At 62.1% G+C, this 26,945-nt stretch carries 27 protein-coding genes and 1 pseudogene; 7 read left to right on the top strand and 21 right to left on the bottom strand.

Annotated features, from left to right (window positions below; all coding sequences use genetic code 11):
* Nucleotides 1-2 precede the first annotated feature (2 nt).
* From LB572_RS07000 to LB572_RS07010, 3 genes are all read right to left on the bottom strand, one after another.
* On the bottom strand, nucleotides 3-335 hold the full coding sequence (locus LB572_RS07000) for a response regulator (protein ID WP_224667212.1): 333 nt from the start codon (nucleotides 333-335) through the stop codon (nucleotides 3-5).
* A gap of 79 nt (nucleotides 336-414) precedes the next feature.
* On the bottom strand, nucleotides 415-3,999 hold the full coding sequence (locus tag LB572_RS07005) for a CheR family methyltransferase (RefSeq protein ID WP_224667213.1): 3,585 nt from the start codon (nucleotides 3,997-3,999) through the stop codon (nucleotides 415-417).
* A complete protein-coding gene (locus LB572_RS07010; RefSeq protein WP_224667214.1) occupies nucleotides 3,953-5,005 on the bottom strand; it encodes a chemotaxis protein CheB in 1,053 nt (350 codons plus the stop codon). Before LB572_RS07010 ends, LB572_RS07005 begins: the two co-directional genes overlap by 47 nt.
* 336 nt (nucleotides 5,006-5,341) lie before the next feature.
* Between LB572_RS07010 and LB572_RS07015 the strand changes: the two genes are divergently transcribed.
* The gene (locus LB572_RS07015; protein ID WP_224667215.1) at nucleotides 5,342-5,773 is read left to right on the top strand and encodes a hypothetical protein; all 432 of its coding nucleotides are present in this window, start codon (nucleotides 5,342-5,344) and stop codon (nucleotides 5,771-5,773) included.
* A gap of 341 nt (nucleotides 5,774-6,114) precedes the next feature.
* Here the strand turns inward: LB572_RS07015 and LB572_RS07020 are convergent, their stop codons facing one another.
* The 8 genes from LB572_RS07020 to LB572_RS07055 form a co-directional block, all read right to left on the bottom strand.
* Nucleotides 6,115-6,318: a DUF2934 domain-containing protein gene (locus tag LB572_RS07020; protein WP_140802823.1), complete on the bottom strand. Its 204-nt coding sequence runs from the start codon at nucleotides 6,316-6,318 to the stop codon at nucleotides 6,115-6,117.
* A gap of 180 nt (nucleotides 6,319-6,498) precedes the next feature.
* Entirely contained in the window at nucleotides 6,499-6,702 is a 204-nt protein-coding gene (locus tag LB572_RS07025; RefSeq protein WP_224667216.1) for a hypothetical protein, read from the bottom strand.
* A gap of 53 nt (nucleotides 6,703-6,755) precedes the next feature.
* Nucleotides 6,756-8,747, bottom strand: a complete 1,992-nt coding sequence (locus LB572_RS07030) for a protein-L-isoaspartate(D-aspartate) O-methyltransferase (RefSeq protein ID WP_224667217.1) — start codon at nucleotides 8,745-8,747, stop codon at nucleotides 6,756-6,758.
* A 12-nt stretch (nucleotides 8,748-8,759) separates the two neighbouring features.
* Nucleotides 8,760-10,520, bottom strand: coding sequence for a thiamine pyrophosphate-dependent enzyme (locus LB572_RS07035; protein WP_224667218.1), 1,761 nt, complete (start codon nucleotides 10,518-10,520; stop codon nucleotides 8,760-8,762).
* A gap of 113 nt (nucleotides 10,521-10,633) precedes the next feature.
* Nucleotides 10,634-11,617, bottom strand: a complete 984-nt coding sequence (locus LB572_RS07040) for an SDR family oxidoreductase (RefSeq protein WP_224667219.1) — start codon at nucleotides 11,615-11,617, stop codon at nucleotides 10,634-10,636.
* A 32-nt stretch (nucleotides 11,618-11,649) separates the two neighbouring features.
* Nucleotides 11,650-12,540 (bottom strand): Ku protein, encoded by an 891-nt coding sequence (locus LB572_RS07045; RefSeq protein ID WP_318014014.1) that lies wholly within the window; start codon nucleotides 12,538-12,540, stop codon nucleotides 11,650-11,652.
* Nucleotides 12,531-12,728 carry a hypothetical protein gene (locus LB572_RS07050; protein ID WP_140808414.1) on the bottom strand — a complete coding sequence of 66 codons (198 nt, stop codon included), beginning with the start codon at nucleotides 12,726-12,728 and terminating at the stop codon, nucleotides 12,531-12,533. Before LB572_RS07050 ends, LB572_RS07045 begins: the two co-directional genes overlap by 10 nt.
* Entirely contained in the window at nucleotides 12,706-13,023 is a 318-nt protein-coding gene (locus tag LB572_RS07055; RefSeq protein WP_140808412.1) for a plasmid stabilization protein, read from the bottom strand. The genes LB572_RS07050 and LB572_RS07055 overlap by 23 nt, the downstream gene beginning before the upstream one ends.
* A gap of 337 nt (nucleotides 13,024-13,360) precedes the next feature.
* Here LB572_RS07055 and LB572_RS07060 point away from each other — a divergent pair, with 337 nt between their 5' ends.
* Nucleotides 13,361-13,561, top strand: coding sequence for a general stress protein (locus tag LB572_RS07060; protein ID WP_140808410.1), 201 nt, complete (start codon nucleotides 13,361-13,363; stop codon nucleotides 13,559-13,561).
* Nucleotides 13,562-13,620: 59 nt separating this feature from the next.
* Nucleotides 13,621-14,127, top strand: a complete 507-nt coding sequence (locus tag LB572_RS07065; RefSeq protein WP_224667220.1) for a ferritin-like domain-containing protein — start codon at nucleotides 13,621-13,623, stop codon at nucleotides 14,125-14,127.
* 39 nt (nucleotides 14,128-14,166) lie between these two features.
* Here the strand turns inward: LB572_RS07065 and LB572_RS07070 are convergent, their stop codons facing one another.
* Genes LB572_RS07070 through LB572_RS07080 form a run of 3 tightly spaced genes read right to left on the bottom strand, consistent with a single transcriptional unit; the run spans nucleotide 14,167 to nucleotide 15,798 of the window.
* Nucleotides 14,167-14,622, bottom strand: a complete 456-nt coding sequence (locus LB572_RS07070; RefSeq protein WP_224667221.1) for a GFA family protein — start codon at nucleotides 14,620-14,622, stop codon at nucleotides 14,167-14,169.
* A gap of 37 nt (nucleotides 14,623-14,659) precedes the next feature.
* On the bottom strand, nucleotides 14,660-15,256 hold the full coding sequence (locus LB572_RS07075) for a cysteine hydrolase family protein (RefSeq protein WP_224667222.1): 597 nt from the start codon (nucleotides 15,254-15,256) through the stop codon (nucleotides 14,660-14,662).
* Between the two features lie 2 nt (nucleotides 15,257-15,258).
* Complete coding sequence (locus tag LB572_RS07080) at nucleotides 15,259-15,798, bottom strand: inorganic diphosphatase (RefSeq protein ID WP_140808404.1); 540 nt, start codon at nucleotides 15,796-15,798, stop codon at nucleotides 15,259-15,261.
* 451 nt (nucleotides 15,799-16,249) lie between these two features.
* Here LB572_RS07080 and LB572_RS07085 point away from each other — a divergent pair, with 451 nt between their 5' ends.
* Together LB572_RS07085 and LB572_RS07090 are read left to right on the top strand one after the other, a co-directional pair.
* Nucleotides 16,250-16,408, top strand: a complete 159-nt coding sequence (locus LB572_RS07085; protein ID WP_224667223.1) for a hypothetical protein — start codon at nucleotides 16,250-16,252, stop codon at nucleotides 16,406-16,408.
* Between the two features lie 24 nt (nucleotides 16,409-16,432).
* A pseudogene (locus tag LB572_RS07090) lies at nucleotides 16,433-17,549 on the top strand (NRAMP family divalent metal transporter).
* Between the two features lies 1 nt (nucleotide 17,550).
* On the opposite strand, the gene LB572_RS07095 reads toward LB572_RS07090, so the two are convergent.
* Nucleotides 17,551-19,653, bottom strand: coding sequence for a catalase (locus LB572_RS07095; protein ID WP_140808423.1), 2,103 nt, complete (start codon nucleotides 19,651-19,653; stop codon nucleotides 17,551-17,553).
* 512 nt (nucleotides 19,654-20,165) lie between these two features.
* Between LB572_RS07095 and LB572_RS07100 the strand changes: the two genes are divergently transcribed.
* Both LB572_RS07100 and LB572_RS07105 read left to right on the top strand, forming a co-directional pair.
* Nucleotides 20,166-20,471, top strand: a complete 306-nt coding sequence (locus LB572_RS07100) for a DUF982 domain-containing protein (RefSeq protein WP_224667224.1) — start codon at nucleotides 20,166-20,168, stop codon at nucleotides 20,469-20,471.
* Nucleotides 20,468-20,782, top strand: a complete 315-nt coding sequence (locus LB572_RS07105) for a DUF982 domain-containing protein (protein WP_224667225.1) — start codon at nucleotides 20,468-20,470, stop codon at nucleotides 20,780-20,782. The genes LB572_RS07100 and LB572_RS07105 overlap by 4 nt, the downstream gene beginning before the upstream one ends.
* A 63-nt stretch (nucleotides 20,783-20,845) precedes the next feature.
* On the opposite strand, the gene LB572_RS07110 is transcribed toward LB572_RS07105, so the two are convergent.
* The 6 genes from LB572_RS07110 to LB572_RS07135 form a co-directional block, all read right to left on the bottom strand.
* Nucleotides 20,846-22,135 carry an NAD(P)/FAD-dependent oxidoreductase gene (locus LB572_RS07110; RefSeq protein WP_224667226.1) on the bottom strand — a complete coding sequence of 430 codons (1,290 nt, stop codon included), beginning with the start codon at nucleotides 22,133-22,135 and terminating at the stop codon, nucleotides 20,846-20,848.
* Complete coding sequence (locus tag LB572_RS07115; protein ID WP_140808391.1) at nucleotides 22,128-22,877, bottom strand: ABC transporter ATP-binding protein; 750 nt, start codon at nucleotides 22,875-22,877, stop codon at nucleotides 22,128-22,130. The genes LB572_RS07110 and LB572_RS07115 overlap by 8 nt, the downstream gene beginning before the upstream one ends.
* Complete coding sequence (locus LB572_RS07120) at nucleotides 22,801-23,631, bottom strand: ABC transporter ATP-binding protein (protein WP_140808389.1); 831 nt, start codon at nucleotides 23,629-23,631, stop codon at nucleotides 22,801-22,803. The genes LB572_RS07115 and LB572_RS07120 overlap by 77 nt, the downstream gene beginning before the upstream one ends.
* Nucleotides 23,628-24,623, bottom strand: a complete 996-nt coding sequence (locus tag LB572_RS07125) for a branched-chain amino acid ABC transporter permease (RefSeq protein ID WP_140808387.1) — start codon at nucleotides 24,621-24,623, stop codon at nucleotides 23,628-23,630. The genes LB572_RS07120 and LB572_RS07125 overlap by 4 nt, the downstream gene beginning before the upstream one ends.
* Complete coding sequence (locus LB572_RS07130) at nucleotides 24,623-25,573, bottom strand: branched-chain amino acid ABC transporter permease (RefSeq protein WP_224667227.1); 951 nt, start codon at nucleotides 25,571-25,573, stop codon at nucleotides 24,623-24,625. Before LB572_RS07130 ends, LB572_RS07125 begins: the two co-directional genes overlap by 1 nt.
* Before the next feature lie 141 nt (nucleotides 25,574-25,714).
* Nucleotides 25,715-26,827: a branched-chain amino acid ABC transporter substrate-binding protein gene (locus tag LB572_RS07135; protein WP_140808385.1), complete on the bottom strand. Its 1,113-nt coding sequence runs from the start codon at nucleotides 26,825-26,827 to the stop codon at nucleotides 25,715-25,717.
* Between the last annotated feature and the right edge of the window lie 118 nt (nucleotides 26,828-26,945).

The following is a 26,945-nucleotide window of genomic DNA, read 5'->3' on the forward strand; positions in this document are numbered from 1 at the left end:
TTTCAGCCTGGCGCGGCGCCATCCTTGCGGAACCGCGCCACGGCCTCGATCAGCAGGTTGTAGTCGACAGGTTTGGTCAGCTTCGGCGTGTCGCGAAAACTGTCGGGAAAAACGGTGGCGCTGTCATAGCCGGTGAGGAAAATGAAGGGGACACCGTCGCGTGTCAGATGCTCGGCCAGAGGGAAGCTTCGCTCACCTCGAAGATTCACATCCAGAACCGCGCCGTGCAGGGCAATTCCGTCGATTTCATCCAATGCCTGTTGAACAGTAGGCGCCGGTCCGACCACGGTGCATCCAGCGCCGATCAATTGCTCTGCAAGGTCTTGCGCAAGCATAAACATATCCTCGACAACGAGGACGTTGAGACCCGATAGGAGCGTGTTTGTGTTCATTATGTCCACAAAGCAAAAAACGCTATGGGCCTGCGTTTGGCCCCAGCGGAATTTCTATATCGCATTCAAGCCCAGTTCGCTTGAATCGCAGATCGACCTTACCTCCCATCTCATATTCTAAACTTTGCTGGATAAAGCTTGTTCCGAAATTCCTCTGCTGCGGCTCCATGACGGCAGGACCGTCGATTTCCTTCCAGCGGATCGACAGCAGGCCTGATTTGTCGGTGGTCCATGCCACATTGACGCGACCGTCCTCCGTCGAGAGCGCGCCGTATTTCGCCGCGTTGCTGGCGAGCTCGAAGAACACCATGCCGAGCGTTGCGGCCATGCTCGCGCGGAGCTGCAATGATCTTCCACGGATGACGATATTTTCGCGCAGCTTGTCGCTGTAGGGCGACAGCACCGCCCGCAGCAACTGCTCGAGATCGGCATCCGTCCAGTTATAGGAGGACAGCACTTCGTGCATCCGGCCCATCGCCTGCAGCCGCTGCTGGAACGAGGCTGAGAAATCGCTCACCGAGCTCGCCGTGCGTACCATGCGCGACGTCAGCGCGGTCACCGTGGCCAGGATGTTCTTCACCCGGTGCTGCAACTCATGCAGCAGCCTTTCCTGACTGCGCTCGGCCTCCTTGTGGCTCGATATGTCGACCAGCGCCGCTATCGCGCCGCGTACCTTGCCCTTTTCGTCGAAAAGCGGATTGGCCGACATCATGACGTCGACGACGGCGCCATCGTCACGCAGGATCCGCGCTTCGTAGCCGGGCACTGCCTTGCCGATGCGCATCGCCTTGAGCAGTGGCTGGTCGTCGGCGCCCACTTTGGTGCCATTTAGCGTCAACGGTAACGCGGCGGGCATGGATATCAGCTTGTTGCCGGTAGCGCGCCAACCGAGCAACTCCGCCGCGCGCCGGTTGGCGCGGATCTCCGCGCCAGCGCCATCCTCGGCGATGAAGATGCCGATCGGAACCAGGTCGAGCAGGGTTCCGAGGCTTTCGATGCGGTTGCGCAGGTCATGCGAGAGCACGCCGATCCTTTCCTCGGCCTGCGTGATCTGGGTGACGTCGACGAAGGTGATGACGACGCCCGCTATGATATTGTCGACCGTCCGGTAGGGCAGCACCCGCATGATATAGGTCTGGCCGTTCTCCGTACCCTCGACCTGCCGCTCGATTGTGCCGAGCCTTTGCAGCACCTGTTCCATATCGGCCTGCAGGCCGTCGGCGGGGAAGCGCGGACGGACATGCGCCAGCGGCCGGCCGACATCGCTTTCCACCAACCGGAACATGTCGCGCGCGGTCGGTGTGAAGTTCTTGATGCAGAGGTCGCGGTCGAGGAAGACGGTGGCGATCTGCGTGCTTTCGAGCAGGTTCGCCATGTCGTTGTTGGCGCGGGTGAGTTCGTCCACGCGCAGACTGAGCTCGGCATTGACTGTGTTCAACTCCTCGTTGATCGACTGAAGCTCCTCTTTCGATGTCTCGAGTTCCTCGTTGGACGACTGCAGCTCTTCGTTGATCGAGGAAAGCTCCTCGTTCGAGGATTTCAGCTCCTCATTGGAGGATTCGAGCTCCTCCGTCGTGATCTGCAGCCGCTCCTTGGTTTCCCTCAGCTCCCTTTCGAGCTGGCTGATATTGGCGCTTTCGACATCGTCGGTCGTGTGTACAGGCTCGTCGTCGGATTCCGCCTTGATGCCGCCGACATCTCGGAAGACCAGCATATAGAGCGGGTCCGACGAGCCGTCCGAAGGCAGCGGCTGGACAGCTAGGCTGATCGTCTGGCGACCGCCATTGGTCCCGACGGTGATCTTGCTCTGGATCGCCACCTGTCCGGTGCTGGCCGCCTTGTGGAGCGCGGCGCGCAAATCCATGCGCAAGCCCCGCCTTGCCATGGAAAAGACGTTGTGGTCGGGAGCGCCTGCGGCGAGTTCGAGATATTTCCCCGTGCCGCCCGAACTGTGCGCCAGTTCCCCGACGGCGTTGACCACCACATAGGCTGGCGCAAATCGTTCGACGAGAAGACGCTCCGCCATCTCCTGCAAGGTTCCGTTCTTCTCCCGCTGGCGTGCATTGGGCGCGGTCTGCCTTGCCGCCGCAGCGAGCGGGAATTCTGGCAACCGATGTGGAGTTACCCCGCCGCGCTTCTGGAAGATGCGGCTCATCTTGTCGACGGTCGAGAACAGGCGGGCGTGCCGCGTGACGTTTTCGGAGGATCCGAGGAAGAGATAGCCGTTGTCGCGCAGCGCGTAGTGAAAGATCGGGACAATCTTTTCCTGCAGCTCCGGGCCCATATAGATCAGAAGGTTGCGGCAGGCGATCAGGTCGAGCCTGGAGAAGGGCGGGTCACGCAACACATTATGCGCGGAAAACAGGCAGACTTCGCGCAGTTCGGCCGAAACGCGGTAGGTGCCATCCTCGCGTGAGAAGAACTCCCTGAGCCGCTTCGGCGTTATGTCCGTCGCGATCGTTGCCGGATAGCGGCCCGCGCGAGCGACCTCCAGCGCGCGCTCATCGATGTCCGTGGCGAAGATCTGCAAATTGGGCGAGGCTGCGCCGCGCGGCGCGTTCTCCTTCAAAAGCACGGCGATCGAATAGGCCTCTTCGCCCGTCGCGCAACCCGGCACCCATACGCGGATCGTCTCGTCGGGCTTGCGGCCCTCGAACAGTCGGGGAATGACTAGCCTTTCCAGCACATTGAAGGCGTGCTCGTCGCGGAAGAAGTTGGTGACGCCGATCAGCAGGTCCTGGAACAGAAGGTCAACCTGCTGCGGCTCGTCCCGCAGCCGCTTGTAGAAGAAGGTCGGATCGTCGATCTGCAGCACCTGCATGCGGCGCTGGATGCGCCGCAGGATCGTGTTGTCCTTGTAGCCGCTGAAATCATGGCCGGTGCGCACACGAAGCAGCGCCGCAATGCGCGAAAGCTGCTCGGCGACATCGCGCTTGCGGCGGTCGCGCTCGCTCTCGGTGTGGTTGAAGTGGCGGAAATAGCCGATCAGCTTGCCCGCCATCTCCTCGGCGGGAAGCACCATGTCAACCAGGCCGCTCTGGACGGCGCTGCGCATCATGCCGTCATATTCGGCACTTTCCTGCGCTAGTGTCAGACCGCCGTGCTCCTTGATCGCCCTCAGCCCGATCGTGCCGTCGCTGCCCGTCCCAGACAGGATGATGGCTGCCGCATTTTCCGACTGCTCCTGCGCCAGCGAGGTGAAGAAATCGTCGATCGGCGTGCGCTTGGCGCGCGTGGTCGTCATCTTGGCCACGTGAAAACGTTGGCCGTTGACCGTCAGCGATGCGCCCGGAGGGATGACATAGATGTTGTCCGGCTCGATTTCCGCCCCTTCAGCGGCGGTGTGCGTCCTGATGGCGGTCGAGCGCTGGATGATGCTGGCGAGCACGCTTTCGTGCTCGGCGTCGAGATGCTGAATAACGACATAGGCAAAGCCGCTGTCGACCGGAACCTCCGGGAAGAATTTCTGCAAGGCCCCAATGCCGCCCGCCGACGCGCCGATGCCGATAACGGGAAAGGAGGCAGGCTCTCGCGCGTCCGCGGTGCCGGGCTCGGGCGAGCTAGTCCGCGGCTTTCTTTCCGTTGCCTTCCTCGGTGACCGCGCCATCGTCTGCTACCTGCACCCGCCTGCTTTCCAGAATGCGCTCGATGAGAGCGGCATCCGCTTCGTATTCCTTCGCTCGCCTGCCCAGTTCGAAGGCGAGTTCACGTCGATCCTTCGTCCTCTCCCGCTCGGCCATCCGCCGGGTGAACGCGGCCCGCTGTTGATGTGAGCGGAGCAGGCTCCACAGGATCTCGTCCGCCTCGATCGCCTGCGCCTCCATCACTGCGTCGGCGGTAAAGGCATGCCCGGTATGGCACCGATAGCGCAGCATGTCACCGTCTTCGATCTGCCACAGCGGCCCGTGGCATTCCGGGCATGTAAACACCGACAACTCGCCAAGTCGATCTTCATCTTTCATGGTCGAATGCTCCTGCGCGGCGAGGGCCGCCTCCAACCTGATCACCGGCGAGGCCGGAAAGGTTTTACCGGCCGGTTCCGCCACGAGCTTTGCCAGCAAAGCGCCGAGTTCCGCCGCCGGCAGGCAGTGATCTATCTCGACGTAGCGCAGCGCGCTTTCCACCATGGCCGGCACCAGCGCATCCTTGGAATCCTGGACGACCGCCAGCCCGCCGACTGCCTTGACGGCCCTTAGCCCGGCGGTGCCGTCGGAAAGCGAACCCGACAGCAACACGCCGACAACGCTGGCGCCGTAGCTCAACGCCGCCGAGCGGAATAAAGGATCGATGGCCGGCCGTGCAAGGTTTTCGCGTGGGCCGCGCCTTAGCAGCATATGGCCATCATGGAGGAGAAGGTGGGAGCCGGGTGGCGCCACATAGATGCAGCCCATCGTGAAGGCAGCACCGTTCCCGGCCGGCACGGCACCGAGCGGTCCCGCCCGGTCGAGGATTTCGGGCAGGTAGCTGACCTGGCCGACATGCACCACGACGAATACGGCCGCCGGCAGGTCGGCGGGCAGATCGCTGACAATCTGCTTCAGGGGCTCGATCCCGCCGGCCGAGGCGCCGATGACGATGATGTTGTGGTTTTTCGGGCCTTTGGAATGGGCCATTCCGCGACGAGCCTCCAGATTGGGCTGTGAGAACCGTTCCGTTGCGGTGACGGCGCCATCGCGGTTCAGCGACCGGTCAGCTCTTTAACAACGCAATCCGCGCGATGTTCCATGGCTGCAGGTCCAAGCGCCTCTCCGTCGTCGTAAAAGATGGCTGGAACATAGGAGATCGCTGGCAGTTCGGGTTCGCTTCGGACGCCGTGCCAGGCGTCTGTGAAGACGGGTGGCAACACCTGGTCGGCCCGCGCCTGTCCCTCGCAGGCGTGGGCTTCGGCCCCCGGCAGGATCTGCCGCGCCGCAGTGCGGATGTACCGCCAAGAACCACAGGAGACAGCAATGAAGCATCAGACCTCATACGAACTTCAATCGTTGGCGGTCGTCGACCGGCTTGGATTGATCCCTCTTGCAACGAGAACGCAGCGGATCGAGCGGTGGGCGGACCTGCTCGACCGCAATCCCCTGCGCTGCCTCTCGGCGCTGACGGGCACCGAATATGTCGATCCCGGGGTCCGTGAACGGGTGCGGGCGGACGGATCGCCGCTCGCGGTTGCGTTCGATGATCCGTTGCTGCGCGCGGCCGGGTTGCAATCGGACACCTATGGCGAGGCGAAGCGCTTCTTCGAACTCTCCGATTGGCAATTGCATGACGTCGTCTGTAGTTGCCATGCCGGCGCCACGATGCAGGCGAGCTGGGCCGCCGCGCGGGTGCGCAAGATCGTACAAGGCAACCGGGTTCTCGCCTGGCTCAGGAGCCGCTTCGTGCATTGAGATAAACGTGTCGTCCGGCGAGCAAGGGCCGCCGGACGAGGCGGTTGAGATCAGAGCAGGCTCCGCGCGAGCGCTATTCCAAGCGGGGTGGCGCCGATCCCGAAATACGGCAACGGCCTGAGCATGCTTGATCGCGTGGCTGCAAGCTGAAGCGCGACGCGGTGGCCGGTGAGGCTGACCGTATCTCAGCCACCTTGGTCGATAGCGTGCGGCGACGGCTGCTGGGCGCCGCCGCTGGGGCGTTTGCTTGTCCGGTCAGCCCAAAGCCAAAGGGCGGTCATCACGATCAGCAGAGCCGCGACAAGTGTAACGATACGACGCATTCGCTGGTCGCCGTGCCTTCAGCCGCCGGGCCTGTTGGCGGCCGGATCCGAGCCGACGCCAACCGCCGGATCCGGCGTCACCGGGCCGCGCTCGGCTTCCGAACCTTCCGACTCGATTTCCTGGACGGCTTGATCCCAATGCTCCTGCTCACGCCCATCGGGGCGGCCTTGCCGTTCCCAGATCTCGTGGGCACGTTGCCTGATGCGCTCTTCCCTATCCATGCCGACCTCCTCTCGCGCCTGAACTGGGCGCTTACCAGCGCCTAATCGAGTGCCGGGAGGTTTGTTCCATCGGATTTCGAGTGGATTGAATGCGAGCACAAAGCGTCGCGGGAACGTCGCCTTTGGAATCCCGCCGTTCCGGTGGCCCCTGGCACGGTTGGCTGTGAGGGTGATGACAGTTTACTTGTTCGCGCGAATTTTCTGGCGCGCGTTGATTCCGGCCGTTGAGGTGGTGTCGTTCTCGACATCTCCCTCGACCGTGTTCTCGCCATGCTCCAACTCGTCGCCCTCCTTGATGGTGCCCTTGGAGGTCCCGATGCCGGGATCGTTCTCCATGTCGGCGTCGCTCGGCTTTTTCGATTTTGGGTGCTGGCTTCCGCTCATGGCCGTTCCTCGCTGAACCCTCCGAACCGGAAGGGACGCAGAATGTTCCGACATCAAACGCCGAACGGATAAGTGTCCGGCATCCCTTCCGCCGCGTGCTCGGGTCCGAGCGGCGTGACGGCGCTGGTTTCATCGAACCACGCAAAGGCATCGAACTGCCGCGCCAGCGAGGCGTCGGCATAGTGGCTGTGCAATTCCGTTTCCGGTCGGTAGATCACGCCGATGAAGCGTTCCAGGCGGCGCTCGGTCAGGCGGTCGCGCAGGTCCGGGTCGTGTCCGAGGTCAAGCAGGAACCGGCCGATGCCGGCGTCGTGGCAGAGCCGCTCGTAGCTGTCTTCGCGAGAGGGCCGCACCGATTTGATTTCCATCTCGCCATCCCAATCGGTCGCTGCCGCGACGGTGCCCGCATGCGTGCCGAAGCCGATGAGCGCCGCAGCATCGCCAAACCGCTGCCGGCAGAGCTGGCCGACATTCAGTTCGTCGCGCGAGATACCCATTTCGGTGTAGCGCGCATCGCCGATATGCGAATTGTGTGCCCACACCACAGCTTTCGCGTTGGGGCCCCGCGTATCGAGGATATGCTCCAGCGTTTCGAACATATGAGTATCGCGCAAATTCCAGGATTGCGGGCCGCCATAATACATGGTGCGGTAATAATGCTCGGCGGAGGCGACGAGACGGGCATTCTGCGCGGCGTCGAAAAGGTCGTCGCCGTCTTGTCCGGTATCGTCAAGCTGCCTCGCCAGCATCTCGCGGCATTGTTCGAGAACCGCTTCCTCGCATTCGCGGTAACCCCTGGTCAGCGCGGCGCGGCCATAGGTCGACGGCTCGGTCTGCCAAGGTGTCAGGCAGCCATAGCGTTCCCGCGCAATTCTCGCCGCTTCGGGATCGGTGCGATCGAGATACTCCAGGACGGCGGCGATCGAGCCGCGCATGTTGTAGATATCGAGGCCGTAGAATCCTGCTTGCGGCTGGAGTGCCTTGACCTTGTGATTGTGCTCGCGCAACCACTTCACGAATGCTGCGACGTCGGTGTTGCGCCACATCCAGGTCGGAAAGCGCTGAAACGGTCGTTCGGCGCCACTGGAAGTGCCCTTACCTCGAACGTAGCGGTCGATCGCAGCCGCATCTGGCCAATCGGCCTCCACGGCCAAGATGGTGAAGCCGTGCCTCTCGATTAGCCTTTTGGTGATTGCCGCGCGCGCCCGGTAGAATTCGGATGTGCCGTGGCTGGCTTCGCCGAGCAGGACGATCCGCCGGTCCGCGAACTGGTCGAACGGTTCGGCAAAGCCGGGATCGTCGAAGTCGGGCAGCGGCTCGGCGGCCGCGGCGATCATTTCCGGGAGGCTGCGCTGGCGCGCCAGTGGAACCGCGCGGATAGTCGTCGGACGGCTTTCCTCTCGCCAGCCCTGTTCGCCGATGAGCGGGACGAAGCGCACCCCGCCGAAATCCTCCTCGCTGTAGGTCGATGCGCCCGTGCGGGTCACCTTGAGCAGGCGCTGCTCGTCAGGATCGTCGCTCACTGGAATGACCAGCCTGCCGCCGACGTCGAGCTGCTGCTGCAAGGCCAGTGGCGCGCCCGGACCGCTCGCCGCCACCACGATTGCGTCGAAGGGTGCCGCTTCCGGCCAGCCTCTGGTGCCGTCGCCGGTCCGAACTTCGATGTTGCCGTAGCCTAGTCTCTGAAAGCGGCGCCGTGCGGTCTCGGCCAGCGCCGCATGGCGTTCGATCGTGTAGACATGGTCGACGATGCGGCTCATGACAGCCGCCGCATAGCCCGATCCCGTGCCGACTTCGAGCACCTGGTCGCCCGCACCGAGCTGCGCCATCTCCAGCATGAAGGCGACGATGTAAGGCTGCGATATCGTCTGCCCTTGCGCGATCGGCAGCGGTCCGTCCTCATAGGCGAATTCCTCGTAGCCGGGATCCACGAAGACTTCGCGGGGAACCTCGCGCATCGCCGCCAGGATTTCCCGATCATGGATGCCGCGCCGGCCGAGATGAACATCGACCATCCGACGGCGCTCGCGGGAAAGATCGAGCATCGGAATTCCCTCCTATTCTCCTGCCTCCATCATCGTCTTTGCCGGCTCCCGGGCGACGTTTTCCTCGATCTCGCCGCGGCCCGGAGTCTGAGGCAGCGCCTTGCGGAAGTTCTTGGCGTAGTCGGGTGGCATTTTCGGCGGCATCATCGGTTCATGGGCGTCGACCAGCGCCTCGATGATCACCGGGCCGCTGGTGGCGAAAGCCTGGTCGAGCACGCGCTCGACCTCATCCGCCCGCTCGATGCTGAAGCCCTTTCCGCCCATCGCCTCGGCGGCCTTGGCGAAATCGATCGGCTGCAGCTCGCAGCCGAATTGCGGGTTGCCGAGGAACATCATCTGTTCCCAGGCGATCTGGTTCAGCATGTTGTTCTTGATGACCAGGAGTTTCAGCGGGATGCCGTAGCGCACCGCCGTTGAAAACTCGCCGAGCTGCATGGCAAGGCCACCGTCGCCGACGATCGCCGCGACCGGGCGACCGGGAAAGGCAACGCCTGCGGCGATCGCATAGCTGAGACCGCAGGACATGGAGGCAAGCGCGCCCGAGACGCCGAAGGCCTGTCCAGCGCGAACATCGACATGGCGGGCGGCAAGCTCGGTGTTCTGGCCGGAATCGGTGGCCAACACGCAGTTCTGCGCTAGGCGTTCGCCGAAGGCGCGTGCGATGCGCTGCGGCTTCAGCGGATGCGCCGAGCCATCTTCAGACTGGCGCATCATCTCGCGCCATTTTTGCATCGAACTCTGTGCTGTCGCCAGGAATTCGCTGTCGCCTTTCTGCTTCAGCCGCTTGTTGAGGGCGCGCAATGTCTCGGCCGCGTCGCCGACCAGGCCGGCCTCGACGGGGAAGCGCAGGCCGATGCGCTGCGCGTCGCAATCGATCTGGACGCCACGCGCTTTGCCCGGCTGCGGATAATATTCGATGTAAGGGAAGGTCGAGCCGACGATGAGGACGGCATCGCACGTCTCCATTGCCTCCTGCGAAGGCAAGGTGCCCAGGATGCCGATGCCGCCAGTGGTGTAGGGATGGTCGTCCGGCAGAACCGCCTTGCCGAGCAGCGCCTTGACGATTGGCGCCTGCAGAAGCCGTGCCGTTTCTTCGAGCTCCGCCGTCGCGCCTATCGCACCACGTCCCGCAAGGATCGCCACGCGCCCCGCGCCGTTGAGAAGGGCCGCGGCCTTGTCCAACTCCGCATCTTGCGCCAGGCAGCGCGGTGCGAACATGTCCTGCGGCGTGTGCGCCGGCCGGTTGCGCTTGGATCGCTTGGCCGCGTCGGCGGGCTGCTCCTGGATATCGCTGGCGATCGAAAGATGGGCGACGCCCTTGCGGGCGAGCGCCGTGCGGCAGGCGAGGCTTGCGACGTTCTCCATATGCGCCGCGTCCGAGACCTGGACGTTGTAGACGCTGACGTCGTTGAAGACGCGGGTAAGATCGACATCCTGCTGCGTGAAGGTCTCGATCAGGTCATGGAACTGCATGCCGGTGATTGCCAGCACCGGCGCCTGGTCGAGCTTGGCATCGTAGAGACCCGTCAGAAGGTGGGTGCCACCGGGTCCGGATGTTGCCAGGCACACGCCAAGCCTGCCGGTCCATTTCGCGTAGGCGCAGGCCATGAACGCAGCCGATTCCTCATGCCTGACCTGGACGAAGGATATCCTGTCCTGGTTTTTGCGCAGCGCTTCCATGACGCCGTTTATGCCGTCGCCCGGAAGACCGAAGACGACTTCGACGTTCCAGGCGATTAGTGTGTCTACAAGGATTTCGGCTGCGTTCGGCATGGTGGGGCTCCGCTTCTTGGCGCCCCAACCGTCAATCTTGCAGTTGGTTCCCTCGATGGCGGCAAAGCCGCCGCAAAATCGTCCAGTCGCCCAAGCGGTCGAATTGTTTACGATCAATAGCCCCCGATGATCGGCAGGATCTCGCCGGTGATGTAGCTGGAGCATTGCGGCGAGGCCAGGAACACATAGGCCGGCGCGATCTCTTCCGGCTGCGCCGGCCGCTTCATCGGCGTCTTGGCACCGAACTGCGAAACGTCTTCCGCTTCCTTCTCGGAGGGGTTGAGCGGCGTCCAGACCGGACCGGGCGCGACCGCGTTGACGCGGATGCCCTTGCCGACGAGATTGCCGGAGAGCGCGCGGGTGAAGGCGTGGATGCCGCCCTTGGTCATCGAATAGTCGACCAGTTCCTTCGAGCCCTCGATGCCGGTGACCGACCCGGTGTTGACGATCGCCGAGCCCGGTTTCATGTGCGGCACGGCTTCCTGGGCCATGTGGAAATAGCCATAGAGATTGGTCTTCAGCGTGGTGTCGAAATGCGCTTCGGTGAGATCGGCGAAGTCGGCCGAATGGACCTGGAAGGCCGCGTTGTTGACCAGCACGTCCAGTTTGCCGAAAGCCTTCACCGCCGCAGCAACCGCCTTGCGGCAGAAGGCGCGCTTGGCGACGTCGCCGCGCAAGATGATGCAGCGCCTGCCCTCCGCCTCGACCGCCTGCCTCGTCGCCTTGGCGTCGCGGTCCTCGCTGAGATAGACGATGGCGACGTCGGCGCCTTCGCGCGCGAAGAGCACGGCGACCGCGCGGCCAATACCGGAATCGCCGCCGGTGATGAGCGCAACCTTGTCCTTGAGCTTGCCCGACCCTTGCCAGAACGGCGCGTCGTAGAGCGGCGCCGGTTCGATCGCCCATTCCTCGCCAGGCTTGGCATGATGTTGCTTCGGGAAAGGCGGAACGGGATACCGGCGCGCGCCGGCCTGCATGGCGCCCGTCGCTTTTGCCTTCGCCTTGCGGCGATCGGTGGCGTCAACTTCACGCTGCACGTTTCGCTGGTGGGCGGCCGATTTGGATGTATCGGTTTTCGCAGCGGCTATTCTGGTCATACCTGTTCCTTCTCCGAGCGTCCTATGATTGCCTAAGCGGATTTCCTTTGCGGCTTGGCTGCGCCCTTGCGCGCGATGCCTTCCTTGGCCAAGCTTTTGCGAAGAATGGAGGCGAGGTCGACGACGTTTTCTTTCGGCCTCGTCGCGGCTTTGGGAGGCTTCTTACCCTTGCGTTTCGCGTCGATCATCGCGATCAACGCATCTTCGTAGGTATCTTCGAATTTCGATGGATCGAGTTTCGTGACCTTCTTGTCGATAAGCAGCCCCGCGATCTCCAGCAGGTCGTCGTCATATTTCGGGTTCGTCAGATCATCGAGAACGGTCTTTTCCGACGCCATCTCATTGTGCGTTCTGAGTTCCGTGAGCAACATGCCTTTGCCGAAAGGCTGTACCAGAACCTCCCGGCCGCGCTGGTAAAGCACCACGCAGGACCGCGCCGCGACGCGCTTCTTCGCCATGGCCTCGCGCAACACCGAAAACGCCTCCAGCGCCGCCCCGTCCGCCGGAATGACATAGTAGGGCTTTTCGAGATAACGAGTGTCGACGTCGTCGATCGCGACGAAGCTCTCGACCTCGAGCGTGTGGGCAGAGCTCAGCTTCAGCTTCTTGATCTCATCGGGCTCGATCTCGATGAAATCGCCCTTCTCCAGCTCATAACCCTTGGTCTGGTCGGCGGCGTCAACGACGTCGCCGTTTCTTCGTCGACATAGGCGCTCTTCACGGGAAGTCCGTCTTGCCGGTTGAGGATCTTGAAATGGATCTTGCCGGCCTTGCTCGTAGCACCCACAAGCTTCACGCCGCACGAGACGGATCCCACTTTCAAGAAGCCTTTCCAAACCGCGCGTGGCGCCGCCATGGCCAATCCTTTCGGCAAATGCGAGCGTCCGCCAGCTTGCGCCAACGGACGTCTTTGTCAGGGACAAATCGAATAGCCGCCAATTTCCTCGGCAATCGAGGTGAGCGCCCGCGACAGGTGAAAGAGTTTCTTCTCTTCGTATGACCTCGCCCGCTCACGCAGCAACAAGATGCATCTGGCCCGCTCCGCCACTGCTATGCTGTCTTCGAGGTTCTCAGGCTTGGCCAGGGCCTCAATGGGAAGCATGATGCTCACGGCTAGCCCGCGTTTTGGCGGCCTTATTGGCTGAAGCCGAACGCTCTGCGGCCGACCGGTTCGCCGACGCCGAGCCACCCTTCTTACCACCCTTGTGCGCGGCGGGATGGCCGGTGTGCTTGCCACGACCCGAACCACCTTCTTTCTTGCCGCCGCCGTCGTCCTTGTTCACGGTCGCCCAAGCGCGCCGCTCGGCTTCCTTCTCGGAAACGCCGCGCTTTTCGTAGCCCTCGGCAATGTGATCGGCCTTTCGCTCCTGCTTGCCGGTGTATTTGGATTTGTCGCCACGTGGCATCAGAATCTCCTGTTGGTTTCCAGGCAGACTCGTCTAACCGGCGTGACGCTGAAGGGTTCCAAGGCGGGATAAAATCCGTGGAAGCTTGGCCTGTCGCCGGACAGTGAGGCTGCCCGGCCGGGGTTCGCCGGGCAGCCTCGCTTAAGGTGACGTCTCGGGAGGATGAACGTCACAGCTCGCCGAACCCCGGGTCAACTATAATGTTCCACCGGTTTGGCTGGGAATGTACCCCCGCACTCGATCGGAAGCATCACGAAATATTTCGCGGGGAACGCCTGCCATCTTTTGAGGTTGGAAGAGGCGCGGGACAGCATCCCAACAAACCACGGAGATATCCATGCCCAACCAAGGTGGAAGCCACGAAGACCATGCGAAGGCCGGCCAGCAGAGTCACAAGAGAACTGACGACAACAACCGCCAGCGTTCCGGCCAGCAGCAGGCGGACGAAAACCAGCGCGGCGGACAGCAGCGCGACGGCAATTTCGCCGACGATCGCGAGAAGGCATCCGAAGCCGGCCGCAAAGGCGGACAGTCCTGAATCTCGTATCGGCGGCGCCCAGGGGCGCCGGTCGGGTTTTCAACGGAAGGAGACAAGAAATGCCGAAGACCAACGGCAATGGGCTGGAAAGCCTGTTCATCGACGGCCTGAAAGACATTTACTACGCCGAGAAGAAAATCCTGAAGACCTTGCCGAAGCTTGCCAAGGCCGCGCAATCGGAGCAGCTCAGCGCCGCTTTCGAGAAGCACCTCGCGGAGACCGAAGGTCAGGTCGACCGGCTGGAGCAGATCTTCGAGCAACTCGGCAAGGCTGCCAGGGGCAAGACCTGCCCGGCCATCGACGGCATCCTGGAGGAAGGATCGGAAATCCTCGAGCAATACAAGGATTCGCCGGCGCTGGACGCGGGGCTTGTAGGCGCCGCGCAGGCGGTCGAGCACTATGAGATCGCGCGCTACGGCACGCTGATCGCCTGGGCGGAACAGCTGGGCATGAAGGATGCCCTGCCGCTGTTGCGTGAAACCCTTGAGCAGGAATCGGCGACTGACGAGACGCTGAGCCAACTTGGCGAGGGCGAGGCCAACGAACGGGCTCTGCAAGCGGCTTGAGTATTTACCGCGCCGCTCACCCGGGCGGCGCGGGTTTTCTCAGCGATCGTCTTTCATCCGGCTGCTGGGATCGCCAATGGCGGGGTCCCGTGGTCGGCTATATCTCCACAGGCGGGGCAAGTCGTCCGCGAATTCGACCCACGGCAACTTCATCGACCAGAAAGCATGCACCGCCGGCTTGAAGCGCTCGGGATGATCCATGAATCCGACGGTCAGCCAATATTCATTGGCCAAACCTTCATCGACGTAGCCGATCGAGGATCCACATTCCGCGCAGAAGCTTCTGACGACACCGGACGTCTTGCTGAAAGTTTTGGGCGCTTGACCGCCGAAGCGGATTTGCTCCTGCTTGTAGCCGATCCAGATAGTGAGCGGGCTGCCGAGCGCCTTCCTGCAATCATCGTCATGATCGTAGTTGACCCAAAACGGCTCTCCGTGGGCTTCCGCCATAACCTTCCCGCAGAAACACGATCCTTTCTCGATCCGGTCTCTCATGAAGCCTCCTCATGCCTTGCCCAGCCGCGAGCTCTTCTTACTTCCACCAATCGAGGATCTCCTCGACCGACCCCACCTCGACGTGATGCGAATAGCGCTCGTTGAACAGCTTTAGGATGTTTTCGTAGGCGACGTCGGACGTGCTGCAAATCGCGTCCTCTGCAAGCACGACGCGGAATCCCAGGTCGATCGCGCCCATGACGGTCGCGAGAACGCACATATCGGCTTCGCCGCCGCTGATGACGAGTGTGTCGATCTCCTCGGAAAGGAAGGCCCGGGCCAGATCTCCCCCGAACCAGGGCGAATACACTGGCTTATCGAAGGTCCTGGCGGGAGGGACGAACGAGCCCAACGGCGGCGCCAGTTCGATGATCTCAGTGCCGGCTCTTTCCAAGGTCATCTCCTGCCAGCGGTGGAAATAGCTGCGCCACATACCGTGGCCATCGCCCGGTCTCCGGGCGGGGATGAAACGGGTGAAGACCGTTCGGCTCGGGTCCTTTTCGACGAGACGGATCACCATCGGCAACGTCGCCGGCAACCAGCTCACGGCCCAAGGACCGGGCGGCATGAACATCTTTTGCATGTCGACACAGATATGCGCCGTCCTGTCGGAAAGGGGCCGCTCAACCGTCATGGTCAACTCGGCCGCCGACGGCGGAAAGCTTTCATGCCCTTGCGCAACGAAATGGCCGCCTTGCTGGCGCTCTGCCAGCCCTTCAGCTTTATCTTCTTGCCGGTGCCGAGGACCGATGAAAAGAAGAACTGCTCTATCTCGCGGCGCAGTTCGTCCGGGACATGGTCGGCGGCAACGGGTTCATCGGGCGCGTCCTCCTTATGCGGGCAGAAGATATAGCGGTCGTTTCGGATTTCGTTGCCATCGCGATCCTTCTGCTTGATGCGCAATGCGCCGAGCAATTCGCATTTGATCACGACGCCGGGCGCGGTCGCGGCCTGATGGATCACCATGCCATCCAGGGGATCGCCATCCTCACCCAAGGTCGATGGAATGAAGCCCCAGTCGAAGGGGTAAGTGTTCCCGACAGGCAGCGGTCGCGAGTATTGAAAAACGCCTTCTTTCGGTACGTAGGCGAGCTTAGCCGCCGAGCCCCTCGGCGTCTCGACCACCATCCGGAAAAAATCGCCCGACATTGTGGGAAGCTTCAGAAGATTGGTCATGGCGCATGTTCCGACCGATTGCCGAAATAGCACGCGCCAGCGCGAGAAAAGTTCCATCTTTTTCGGCAGCGCCAAGAAACCCGTTGCCGGCCGGCGCGTTCACTTTGCGCTACAGCGGAGTGCGCCCATGCCTGACTTTCTGCCTCTCATCGTCAAATTCCCCGGCAGCAGCCAGCCGACCGTTGTCTGCATCTTGCCGAGGCTGCGGCCACGCTCGGCAAGCGGTGGCCAAACCGAGCATCCAACGATTATGCCAGGGCCGCGGACTTGCTGGGAAAGGCCATGGCGGGTGACTGCGCGCGCCCCGCGTTGCTTTCGAAGCCCTATCGGAAAGCGGCGGGACAGCAGCGCCTGCTGATGGCACCAGTCGGAGCGCCGCCCTGCAGGTGCTCGATTCCCTCGCCGGGGAATCGATGGTGGTTTCGCCCGACCCCGACGTGGGCGCACTGAAATGACAGACGCAAGCGCGACGGTGGAGCGTGACCAGAACAACAAAGTTGCCAAAGGCCCGTTTCAACGTTTCCTTCGTACGATCGGACCCGGCTTCATCACCGGCGCTTCCGATGACGACCCGTCGGGAATAGGGACCTACAGCCAGGCCGGCGCGTAGCTCGGGTTCAATATCGGCTGGACGATGCTTTTTACCTTTCCGCTCATGCGGCGATCCAGGAAATCGCTGGTCGGATCGGGCGAACAACGGGTAGAGTATCTCCGGAAATCTCTATCGCCATTATCCGCGGGTGCTGCTCTATTCTGTCGTGGTCCTGCTTTTCGTCGCCAATGTCATCAACATCGGCGCCGATCTGAGCGCGATGGCGGATGCGCTGAAGCTTCTCGTTGGAGGGCCCAGCTCGCTCTATGTGCTGGCCTTTGCGATAATCAGCGTGGCGGCGATCGTTTTTCTGAAGTACAGCGCTACGTCAAAATCCTCAAATGGACTACTCTCAGCCTATTCGCCTATGTCGCTGCCATGTTTGCGGCCAAGGTGCCGTGGATTGAGGCGGCCAAAGGGTTGCTGATCCCGCACGTCGAATGGAACGGCACTTTCTTCACCACGTTGCTCGCAATCCTGGGAACGACCATCTCTCCCTATCTTTTCTTCTGGCAGGCCTCACAGGAGATGGAAGAGGAAAAGCAGGACCCGGCTGCGCAGCCCTTGAAATGGGCTCCGTGGCAAGCGTCGCAAGCCTTTCAACGCATTCGCGCCGAACGCTGGTCGGAATGGCGCTCTCCAACCTTATCGCGATCGCCATTATCTTCACGACGGCCGCCACGCTGCACAGGGCAGGTGTGATGGATATCTCGTCGTCCACGGATGCTGCAAAGGCGCTGGAGCCTGTAGCCGGCAAATTTGCCTTCGTGATCTTCTCGGCAGGGATCATCGGAACCGGCCTGTTGGCCGTTCCGGTGCTCGCGGGGTCGGCTGCCTTCGGTGTGGGAGAAGCGCTGCAGTGGAAAGTCGGGCTCGCACGCAAGTCTAAGGAGGCCGTGGCGTTTTACGGCACGCTTGCGGCGGCCACGGTGCTGGGAACCGGAATCATGTTCACCCCGATCGACCCTATCAATGCCCTCTACTGGAGTGCCGTCATCAACGGGATATGTTCCGGTCATGGTCGTGATGATGCTGATGGCGGCGCGCCGACATCATGGGCGAGTTCCTTGTCCAAGGCTGGCTGCGCTCGCTAGGTTGGCTCTCGACGGTGGCCATGGGCCTTTGCGTGGCAGGCCTAGTTGCTCAGTGGGTGGCATAGGTCACAACTTGGTCCCCAGTTCTCGAGCCCAAAGACGAAGCTTTCTGCAGGCCTCGATGAAGGTGTCGATCGTATCAGCGCCGCCAAGCTCGATCATGCCCTCATCGGGTTCAATGCCAGCCTTAGCAAACAGTGGCGTCGCTCCCGACGTGAAAGCGATGTATTTGCAATGGGCGAAGGCATCGGCGACGAAATCGCGAGCCGCTGCTTCCGCTGTCAGGTGCTGTGCCGCTTCTTCGGTGAGCAGCAGCGCCACCGCGTCGAACAGGACGGACGGCCCGCCGTCGATCATGTGCTTGGCCTCGATCCAGCTGCCGTCGGCGGCCTCCACACCGCCGACCTTTGGCGCGATGACCTCCATGACCGCGCCTTCGGTCTCGATGCCAGATTGCAGTTTCTTGAGAAGCTTGGGATCTACCCCGTTGGCCACGAGCACTCCGACCTTCCGGCCGGCGAAGCTGTCGGGTCCATTTTCGATGATGCTGAGGGCCGGGGATAGCTCAAGGTCGTCGCGCGGCCGCACCGCGGCATCGGCCGGCTTGGGCAGGTCTTTCATCCCCAACTTGTCGGCGACGGTTTCGGCAAGTCCGTTGTCGATGTTCAGCAAATGCGACACCATCCGCTCACGGATGATCGGCATTTCAACCTTGCTCAGCTCAAAGGTCAGGGCCATCGCGATATGGCGTTGCTCCGGCTCGGTTTGACTGTTGAAGAATTGCCTCGCCTGGCTGTAGTGGTCGGCAAAACTCTCAGCCCGTATGCGCTGCTTCTGGCCACTCTCGGCGTCGGCGAAAGAGCGGAAACCGCGGTCCGGCGACTCTCTCGGGCCTTCGCCCCACGAATTCGGCTGATAGTTCGCGCGACCGGTGGGATTGCGCATTGCCATATGTCCGTCCTGTTGGAAATGGTGGAACGGGCACTTCGGCGCGTTGATCGGAAGGTGCGTGAAGTTGGCGCTGCCAAGCCGTTTCAGTTGGGTATCGAGATAGGAGAAGTTGCGACCTTGCAGCAGAGGGTCGTTTGAGAAGTCGACGCCGGGTGGCACGTTCTGCGTCATAAACGCTACCTGTTCCGTCTCGGCGAAAAAGTTGTCGGGCATCCGGTCGAGGACCAGTCGCCCAACCGGCATCGGCTCGATGATCTCCTCGGGAATGATCTTGGTCGGATCCAGTATGTCGAAATCGAAGCTGTCGGCGAACTCCTGGTCGAAGAGCTGGACGCGCAACTCCCACTCCGGGAAGTTGCCCGCCTGGATGGACTGCCATAGATCGCGGCGGTGGAAGTCGGGATCGGCGCCGTTGATCTTGACTGCCTCGTTCCAGACGACCGATTGAAGTCCGAGCTTCGGCTTCCAGTGAAACTTGACGAATGTGGATTCGTCCTTGGCATTGACGAACCGGAAGGTGTGAACGCCGAAACCTTCCATGAACCGGAAGGAGCGGGGGATCGCCCGATCCGACATCACCCACATGATCATGTGCATGGATTCCGGCGTCAGGCTGATGAAGTCCCAGAAATTGTCATGCGCCGATTGCGCCTGCGGGAAGGCCCGGTCCGGTTCTTCCTTGACCGCATGGACCATGTCCGGGAACTTTATCGCATCCTGGATGAAGAACACCGGGATGTTGTTGCCGACGATGTCCCAGTTTCCTTCCTTGGTGTAGAGCTTCACCGCGAAGCCGCGGACATCTCGGGCGAGATCGAACGAGCCTTTGCTGCCGGCGACGGTCGAAAAGCGGACGAAGGCCGGCGTCTTCTCGCCGGCGCGTTGGAAGATGTCGGCGCGCGTGTACTTCGCCAACGGCTCGTAAGTCTCAAAGAAGCCGTGGGCGCCATAGCCGCGAGCGTGCACCACGCGCTCCGGAATACGCTCATGGTCGAAATGGAAAATCTTCTCCCGGAAATGAAAGTCCTCGAGCACGGTGGGCCCACGATCGCCGATCTTCAGCGAGTTCTGATCGTCCGATACAGGTCCGCCTTGCGCCGTCGTCAACAGCGGCGTGTCGCCCTCGGCTATCTGGTGCAATTCGCCGCCATTGCCGCGGCCAAGTTTCTGATCGTGAACGACAGCTTTGCTGTTCGAGCTGCGCGAGGGCTTTGCCATATGGGATGCTCCTGATCTGATGCAAATCCCGCTCCGCATGCGGCGGCCGGGGTTATTTTGATTGGGCGCATTGATATGCGACGCGGCTGCGTTCCCTCTCAACGTCGTCATCGGGAGCATCGCTGGCGTCTAACAAGCGCCTGCGGTGTTTGTTCCGGAAGCTCCGGCTGGTCGTTCATTTTCATTGGCGTGAAATGTTGGAGCGTATTTAAAAGGCATGCCGGTTCGCCGAAAAATCGCTGAAACTGCCAAGCTGATTGGTGAGTGGCCGCTGACGCCATCCGCGACGGTGGGATCGTCGGTGAGGGCGAGGGGTATCTTCCTCGACACGAAAGATCGGTAGCGATAGAGGCTTTGATCGAGATTTGGTGATGCCCAGGTACAGATCTGAAATGTCTCTCGACGGGCCTTGACGCTGAAAATCGGATTTTACATATATTTTTTCGGGTCGCTCCGACTTGAGGCGACCATACTTCAACCGTCTGAAATCGTTCAAGGAATTGGAGGTTAAGATGAGCGATAGGACATTCGACAGCCCCGTATTCGTGAGAGTCGCAGAAGGGCTCGTTCAAGAAATAGCGTGTCTTGAGGACGCATTCGACTTGCTCGACGAATGGCCTCGACACCGGCGCGGCGTGATCTATGAAACAACGAAGCGGGCATGCCGGCGGGCCTTCGACGGATACATTCCATCGACCGTTGCACGCGACGCATTCGCCGGCTTCGCCCGATCGGCAAAAATTATTGAGGATGTCTCCACAACGGTGCCTTGGATGGTCGGCGCTAAACCTGGCCACGCCGGCGGGTCACCCGCATGACTGGTAGGAAGGAGGAAAACGATGCTTTCCCAACCTTTCGAAAGCCCGTCCGCGTATGGGTCGGACTTGGCTTCCCTCGCCAATTGAATTCCGTGGTGGATGCCTACCAGTTCGTCATCGACTGGTGTGGGAATAGCCCGGAACAGAAAGCTGCGATCCGCGCCTGCAAAGCTGCGTTGGCGGGTGAGATCGACGCCGAGACTGCGCGAGGCATCTTCGTTCAGTTCGCCAGGAGGAAGGACATCCTGGCCGAGCAATCCCCAAGAAACTGCGTAGCGGGTTTCCGCCCGAGCGGTTCGGCGATTCTGTGAAACGCTGAACCGCTGCAGGGCCGAATGGACAGCCTGCTGGAATGTTCATAGCCACTCTGTGACTTACGAGCGGCGATCCCGAAAACGGTTCCATGCATGCGTGCGGTTGGCGATTTGCACCGCGATCGGATGAAACGGAATCGGCTTCATGTTGGTGACCGGCAGCGACATCTGCTCGTCGGTGCGGCGGCCCGCCGCCCAGCGGCCGATCTCCTGGCCGAGCGACATCGAAAGCGCTACGCCGCGGCCCGAATATACGCCGCCGAACACAAGGCCCGGAGCCAACCGGTAGAGGCGAGGTCTGCGGTCGGGCACCACCGCGAAGGTGCCGTGCCAGTACTCCACTATCTCGGGCTCGCCGCCGAAGGCTTGGAATGCCTTGCCGAGCATATGCGAGACCTTGGCGCGGCCGCGGTCGACCTCATTCAACCAGAACGTATGCGTGCCGCCGCTGACCAGCCGGTTGTCGCGGTCGTAATGGAAGTAACGAAGGTCCTGGCGCATGTCGGACACGGCCGGGTTGCCGACAAGAATTCCGGCGCGCAATTCATCGGACAACGGAGCGGTCGCAGCCTGGAAGACCTTGAAGGGCACCAGCGTCTTCTTCAGGCCCGGCCAGATGTCGCCGGTCAGCGCGTTGGTCGCGAGGATCACCTGGGGCGCGCTGACGCTTCCCGATCCGGTGAAGACGCGCCAGCCGCCTCGCAGGCGTTCGATCCTAGTCGCACGGGAGTTCTCATGGATGGTCACGCCTTCGCGTTCCAGGGCGGCGGCGAGACCGATTGTCATGGCGAACGGATTGATGTGGCCCGAATTGTGGACCTTCCAACCGCCGAGATAGGGGCTGCCGATGCGAGCGCTGACCTCTGCGCGATCAAGCCAGGAGACATCCGCGCCGAAGGCTTTCCACTCGTCGTGGAACCGACGGGCGCGGGCGAGGGTAGCCTCGGTGTGGGCGGGCTGGATCCAGCCTTCCTGTACCTGATGGGCATCGATATTGAAGCGCTGCATCAGACCGAAGGCGACGCCTGCGGCGTCCGCCACCATGCGGTTGTAGCGCGTGCCGACGGTCTTGCCGTAGACAGCCTCGAATTCCGAAGGCGATGCCTTCGAATGATGCGAGATGACAAGGCCGTTGTTGCGGCCGGAGGCGGCCGATCCGATCTCGTTGCCTTCGAGCAGGACGACGTCGACCCCGCTGTCGCGCGCGCCAAGCGCCGCGGCCATGCCGGTGAAACCGCCGCCGACAACCAGCACGTCGGCCTTCGCGTCGCCTCCGAGCGCAGGCGCCGTCTGTCGTGAAATGGCGGTCTTGCGCCACAGATGCGGCGTCTTCCAGTCGACCTCAAACATGAAGGACAGTCCCGGTGACGCCGCCAAGGTAATGCTCGCTCAGCGCGGAGTGCTCGGCTATCTCCTGTGCCGGCCCGTGAAGCTTCACCTTGCCAGTGTTCAGAAGATAGGCGTAGTCGCCGCATTCCAGCGCGAGCTGGACGTTTTGCTCGACGAGCAGGATAGAGATGCCGTTGCGCGACAGGTCCAGGATGATGCGGAATATCTGGTGGACGATCTTGGGGGCGAGGCCAAGGGACGGCTCGTCGAGCATCAGCAGCTTCGGTTCGGCCATCAGTGCGCGGCCGATTGCCAGCATCTGCTGCTGTCCGCCCGACATCCGGCTCGCTATGCTGTTGCGGCGCTCCTTGAGCACCGGGAAGAGATCGAACGCCTCGGCGCGCAGCGCCTCAAAGCTCTTACCCGCTCGGCGGATGTGAGCGGCGACAAGATTCTCCTCGACCGTCAGCCGCTGGAAGATCTGGCGGCCTTCCGGGCAATGGGTGATGCCGAGGCGCACGACCTGCTCTGGACGCATACCGGTGATGTCGCGCCCCTCGAAGGTAATCGAGCCAGCGCTCGGCCGTGCGACGCCGGAGATGGAGTTGAGCAACGTCGTCTTGCCCGCGCCGTTCGGACCAAGCACGACGACGATCTCGTTTGGATCGACCTCGATATCGATGTTTTCAAGAACGCCGACGCGCCCGTATCCCGAGCTGAGCCCGGCGATCCTGAGCAGCGGCCCGGATTTCGTCGATGTCATTGGCGGTTCCCAGATAGGCGAGTTGGACGTCGGGGCTCGCCTGGACCTCGGCGGGCGTGCCCTGGAAGAGCAGCTTGCCGTGATGCATGACGATGATGTTGTCGCAAAGCTTCATGACCAGATCCATGTCGTGCTCCACGACGATCGTGATCCGGTCGGGTACGCGCTGGGCGGCCAGCCTTGCGGTCAGTTCCGCCGTCTCGTGGTGGTTGAGACCAGCGGCTGGCTCGTCGAGCAGCAGCACGCGCGGTTCGCACACCAGGGCGCGGGCGATTTCCAGCATGCGCTGGCGGCCGTAGGGAAGGCTTCCGGCATCGGTCTCCGCATAGCCTTGCAGGTCGAAGAAACGCAGAATGTCCATGCATTTCTCGCGTCGCTTTTCACGTCTGGCCGATGCATAGGGCGGCCACACCACTTCCTTCCAAGTGCCGCCGACATCGGCCGGATAGAAGCATACTTCCAGATTCTCGAGCACCGTCATCTGGTCGAAGAGGCGGATGTTTTGGTAGGTGCGGGCCACTCTGGAATTCGCGATCTGGTATTTCTTGAGCGTGTCTAGGCGCTTGCCGTCGAGGGCGATCGATCCCGAGGAGACACTGTAGGAGCCGGCGGTCATGTTGATGAGCGTCGACTTGCCCGCGCCGTTCGGTCCGATCAAACCGTGGATGAGCCCGGGGGCGAAGGAGGTCGTCACGTCGTCGATGGCGACCACCTGCCCATATTGCTTTCGCAGCTTGTCGAAGACCAGGGTCATTTGCCGAAAAGCCTCCGGATGAGCTTGTCCGGCCCGAAGCTGCGCGGGACGATGCCGGCCGGGCGCACGATGATCAGGAAGATCATCAACAGGCCGAGGAAGAGGATGCGCCATTCGGCGAATTCACGCAGCACCTCCGGCAATAGCATCAGGATCGCTGCGCCCGCCACGATGCCCAGAATGTTGCCGATGCCGCCGATCACGATCATCAGCACGATCAGAACCGATTCCTGGAGTGTGAAGCTCTCCGGGCTGACGAAGCGCTGGGAGGCGGCGAAGATCGCTCCCGCGATCGAGCCGATCGTCGCGGACGTGGCGAAGGCGGCAAGCTTGGCGTTGGTCGTGTTTATGCCTATGCCGCGTGCGGCGTCCTGATCCTCGCGGATGGCGGCCCAGGCCTTGCCGAGGATGGAACGCTCCAGACGCCAGACCAGCACGCCGGCCACGAGCACGGTGATGAGCAGCAGCCAGAAGAAATCGATCGGGCGGGCAACTTGAATGCCAAGGATCGAGGCCTTGTCGAGGCGCGCTATCCCCTTGGGGCCGCCCGTGAGCCAGTCGAGATTGTTGATGATGATGCGGATGATCTCGCCGAAGCCGAGCGTGACGATGGCGAGATAGTCGCCGCGCAATCGGAGCACCGGTATGCCGAGCAGTATGCCGGTGGCCGCGCCGAGGCAGGCTGCGACCGGGAGTATCGCCAGGAAAGGCCAATGCAGGTCGAGTTGCGGGCTGGCAAGCAGCGCGTAGCTGTAAGCGCCAACCGCGTAGAAGGCGACGAAGCCCAGATCGAGCAGGCCGGTGTAGCCGATCACGATGTTGAGCCCGATGCCGAGCAGAATGTAGATCAGCAGGCTGTTGATGACGCGGACATAGTAGTTGGGCAGGAAGGGGCTCGCCGCGATGAGCGCGATCGCGATAGCAAAAACGAGGAACGAAATGGCCCGGCCCGAATGCGGCTTGGCTGCGGTCAGGGTTTCGGCGACGGACATCAGAACTCCCTCTTGTACACGATGCTTTCCTCGGACACGGCTTCGCCCAGTATGCCGGCGGGGCGGATCAGAAGCACGAGTATGAGGATCGCGAAGGAGAGCACGTCGCGGTATTCGGTGCCGAGCATGCCATGCGTGATCACGGGCAGCAGCGCCGTTCCGCCGACCTCGACGAAAGCGAGGATGAAGGCGCCCAACATGGCGCCGGGAATCGAGCCGATGCCGCCGAGGATCGCGGCGGTGAAGGCCTTCAGGCCGATGACGGCGCCCATCGTCGGCGTCATGATGCCGTAGTAGCTGGCATAGAGGATACCGCCCGCCGCGCCCAGCAGCGGCCCGACGAAGAACACCATCGAGATCGCGCCGTTGACGTTTATGCCCAGGAGCTGAGCTGTCGGTCGGCTTTCCGACACGGCCCGGACGATGATGCCGATACGGCTGCGGTTGACGAGGAATTGCAGGCCGAACATCAGTGCGAAGGCCGCGATCAGGATGCCGATCTGCATGGAGGTGATGGTGCCGCCAAGCACCTGGTATCGGACGACTGGAAAGAAGCTCGGAAAGGCGACGGGCTGTGGGCCGGCAAGGATCTGGATGCCGGTGACCAGCGAGAGCGATACGCCGAGCGAGGAGAGCATCGGCGCGAGTCGGGTGGAATTCCTCAAGGGCTTGTAGGCAACCCTCTCGATGCCGACACCGATGACACCCACCAGGAAGATGGCGATGACGAAGGCCGCGGCGAGCGCAATGGCGCCGGCGGCGCCCACGGTGCCGATCAACATGCTGAGCACAAGGAAAGCCACGTAGGCGCCGAGCATGAACATTTCGCCATGGGCGAAATTGATCATGCGCAGCACACCGTAGACCATCGTGTAACCCAGAGCGATCAGCGCGTAGATGGAGCCGATCGTCAGGGCATTGACTGTTTGTTGGATGAGGCTTCCCAGCATGGGCCGGCATCCTGTGCAGTAGGTTCCGCGCGGCTGGCGCAGCCGGGGAAAGGAACAATCGGCACGGCCGCGCTTCCGTGGAGCGCGGCCGCAAACAAGCAAGGAGACCGCCGCCGAGGCGAGCGACCCCCCGGCGCATGCCTATTTCTGGCCGGCCAGTTTGAAGTCCGAGCCCTCGACCTTGTAAAGGTAGGACGGGGCCACCTTGAGTTCGCCAGTGTCGTCGAACTCCAGTTCGCCCACCGCGGTCTTGACCTTGACCGCATGCAGCGCGGTGTTCATGTCCTCGCGCGTAAGGCCCTTGGTCGTCTTGAGCACCTGCTCGAGGATTTGGCCCTGCACATAGCCGTAGATCGAATATGGCCCGGCATCCTCGCCATACTTGGCCTTATAGAGCTTGGCGAAATCCGCGATCTCGGGCGAAGCATCCATCGGCGGGACCTGGATGGCGACAAGCGTGCCCTGGACGTTGGCCTCGCCGGCCTGCTTGATAAGGTCCGGGGTATAGCCGCCGTCCGGCACCATCAGCGCCGCGGTTATACCCTGTTCGTGCATCTGCTTGGCGAACAGCGCAAGCTGCGGCATCACGGCACCAAGATAGATCGCGTCCGGCTTTTTGGTCTTGATCTGGGCCAGCACGGCGGTGAAGTCGACGTCGGTCGGTGCAACCGCCAGGGTATCAAGGACCTTGCCGCCGCCCGCTTCGAAGTTCTTGGCGAATATCTCGGAAATCCCCTGTCCGAAGACCTGCTTGTCGTTGACGATGACGGCGGTCTTCGCGCCGAGCTTGCCTAGGGCGTATTCAGCCGGCAACAGCGCGCCGGCCAGGTCGTTGGCGACGGGGCGCACCATGAACTTGTAGCCCTGTTTGGTCAGCGACGGGTTCGAGCCGAAGGTCATGGTCGGCAGCGAGCAGTCCTCGTAGATCGGCAGCGTCGACTGGGCAACGCCGGAATTGAAATTCACAAGACCGAGCACGACCTTGTCGTTGTCGCAAAACTTCTGGGCGACGAGCGTTCCCTCGCGCGGGTCGGCTTTGTCGTCCTGCTGGTCGTAGGCAATGGTGACGCCGTTGACGCCGCCATTCGCGTTCAGTTTGTCGACGTAGAGCTTGAAGCCATTGTGCCAGGTATTGCCGAAATACGCCTGTGGGCCAGAAAGCGGCGCGGCCATGCCGATGGTTATCTGCTCCGCCATGGCGGGTGCCGCGAAGAGTGAGGCGCCGAGAAGGAGCGCGGCGGTAAGTTTTCTCATGAAGGTTCCCCTTAGCTGCTGTCACGTGAGGGCGGCCGTTCCGGTCTTCTCCCCTCTTTGCCAGCGCATCGAAGCAGACAAAGGAGTGGCAGTCAAGAAAGTGTCGACACTATTGCGT

Source organism: Mesorhizobium sp. BH1-1-5 (assembly GCF_020165615.1).
GTDB lineage: Bacteria > Pseudomonadota > Alphaproteobacteria > Rhizobiales > Rhizobiaceae > Mesorhizobium.

Bases quoted from the DNA above. Each gene is read 5' to 3' on its own strand.
- LB572_RS07135 (WP_140808385.1), bottom strand. From the start codon at position 26,827: ATGAGAAAACTTACCGCCGCGCTCCTTCTCGGCGCCTCACTCTTCGCG.
- LB572_RS07055 (WP_140808412.1), bottom strand. From the start codon at position 13,023: ATGCCACGTGGCGACAAATCCAAATACACCGGCAAGCAGGAGCGAAAG.
- LB572_RS07120 (WP_140808389.1), bottom strand. From the start codon at position 23,631: ATGACCCTGGTCTTCGACAAGCTGCGAAAGCAATATGGGCAGGTGGTC.
- LB572_RS07060 (WP_140808410.1), top strand. From the start codon at position 13,361: ATGCCCAACCAAGGTGGAAGCCACGAAGACCATGCGAAGGCCGGCCAG.
- LB572_RS07095 (WP_140808423.1), bottom strand. From the start codon at position 19,653: ATGGCAAAGCCCTCGCGCAGCTCGAACAGCAAAGCTGTCGTTCACGAT.
- LB572_RS07110 (WP_224667226.1), bottom strand. From the start codon at position 22,135: ATGTTTGAGGTCGACTGGAAGACGCCGCATCTGTGGCGCAAGACCGCC.
- LB572_RS07040 (WP_224667219.1), bottom strand. From the start codon at position 11,617: ATGACCAGAATAGCCGCTGCGAAAACCGATACATCCAAATCGGCCGCC.
- LB572_RS07100 (WP_224667224.1), top strand. From the start codon at position 20,166: ATGAGCGATAGGACATTCGACAGCCCCGTATTCGTGAGAGTCGCAGAA.
- LB572_RS07035 (WP_224667218.1), bottom strand. From the start codon at position 10,520: ATGCCGAACGCAGCCGAAATCCTTGTAGACACACTAATCGCCTGGAAC.
- LB572_RS07115 (WP_140808391.1), bottom strand. From the start codon at position 22,877: ATGACATCGACGAAATCCGGGCCGCTGCTCAGGATCGCCGGGCTCAGC.
- LB572_RS07025 (WP_224667216.1), bottom strand. From the start codon at position 6,702: ATGAGCGGAAGCCAGCACCCAAAATCGAAAAAGCCGAGCGACGCCGAC.
- LB572_RS07005 (WP_224667213.1), bottom strand. From the start codon at position 3,999: ATGGCGCGGTCACCGAGGAAGGCAACGGAAAGAAAGCCGCGGACTAGC.
- LB572_RS07030 (WP_224667217.1), bottom strand. From the start codon at position 8,747: ATGCTCGATCTTTCCCGCGAGCGCCGTCGGATGGTCGATGTTCATCTC.
- LB572_RS07125 (WP_140808387.1), bottom strand. From the start codon at position 24,623: ATGTCCGTCGCCGAAACCCTGACCGCAGCCAAGCCGCATTCGGGCCGG.
- LB572_RS07105 (WP_224667225.1), top strand. From the start codon at position 20,468: ATGACTGGTAGGAAGGAGGAAAACGATGCTTTCCCAACCTTTCGAAAG.
- LB572_RS07070 (WP_224667221.1), bottom strand. From the start codon at position 14,622: ATGAGAGACCGGATCGAGAAAGGATCGTGTTTCTGCGGGAAGGTTATG.
- LB572_RS07015 (WP_224667215.1), top strand. From the start codon at position 5,342: ATGAAGCATCAGACCTCATACGAACTTCAATCGTTGGCGGTCGTCGAC.
- LB572_RS07000 (WP_224667212.1), bottom strand. From the start codon at position 335: ATGCTTGCGCAAGACCTTGCAGAGCAATTGATCGGCGCTGGATGCACC.
- LB572_RS07130 (WP_224667227.1), bottom strand. From the start codon at position 25,573: ATGCTGGGAAGCCTCATCCAACAAACAGTCAATGCCCTGACGATCGGC.
- LB572_RS07020 (WP_140802823.1), bottom strand. From the start codon at position 6,318: ATGGATAGGGAAGAGCGCATCAGGCAACGTGCCCACGAGATCTGGGAA.
- LB572_RS07065 (WP_224667220.1), top strand. From the start codon at position 13,621: ATGCCGAAGACCAACGGCAATGGGCTGGAAAGCCTGTTCATCGACGGC.
- LB572_RS07080 (WP_140808404.1), bottom strand. From the start codon at position 15,798: ATGACCAATCTTCTGAAGCTTCCCACAATGTCGGGCGATTTTTTCCGG.
- LB572_RS07075 (WP_224667222.1), bottom strand. From the start codon at position 15,256: ATGACGGTTGAGCGGCCCCTTTCCGACAGGACGGCGCATATCTGTGTC.
- LB572_RS07010 (WP_224667214.1), bottom strand. From the start codon at position 5,005: ATGGCCCATTCCAAAGGCCCGAAAAACCACAACATCATCGTCATCGGC.
- LB572_RS07085 (WP_224667223.1), top strand. From the start codon at position 16,250: ATGACAGACGCAAGCGCGACGGTGGAGCGTGACCAGAACAACAAAGTT.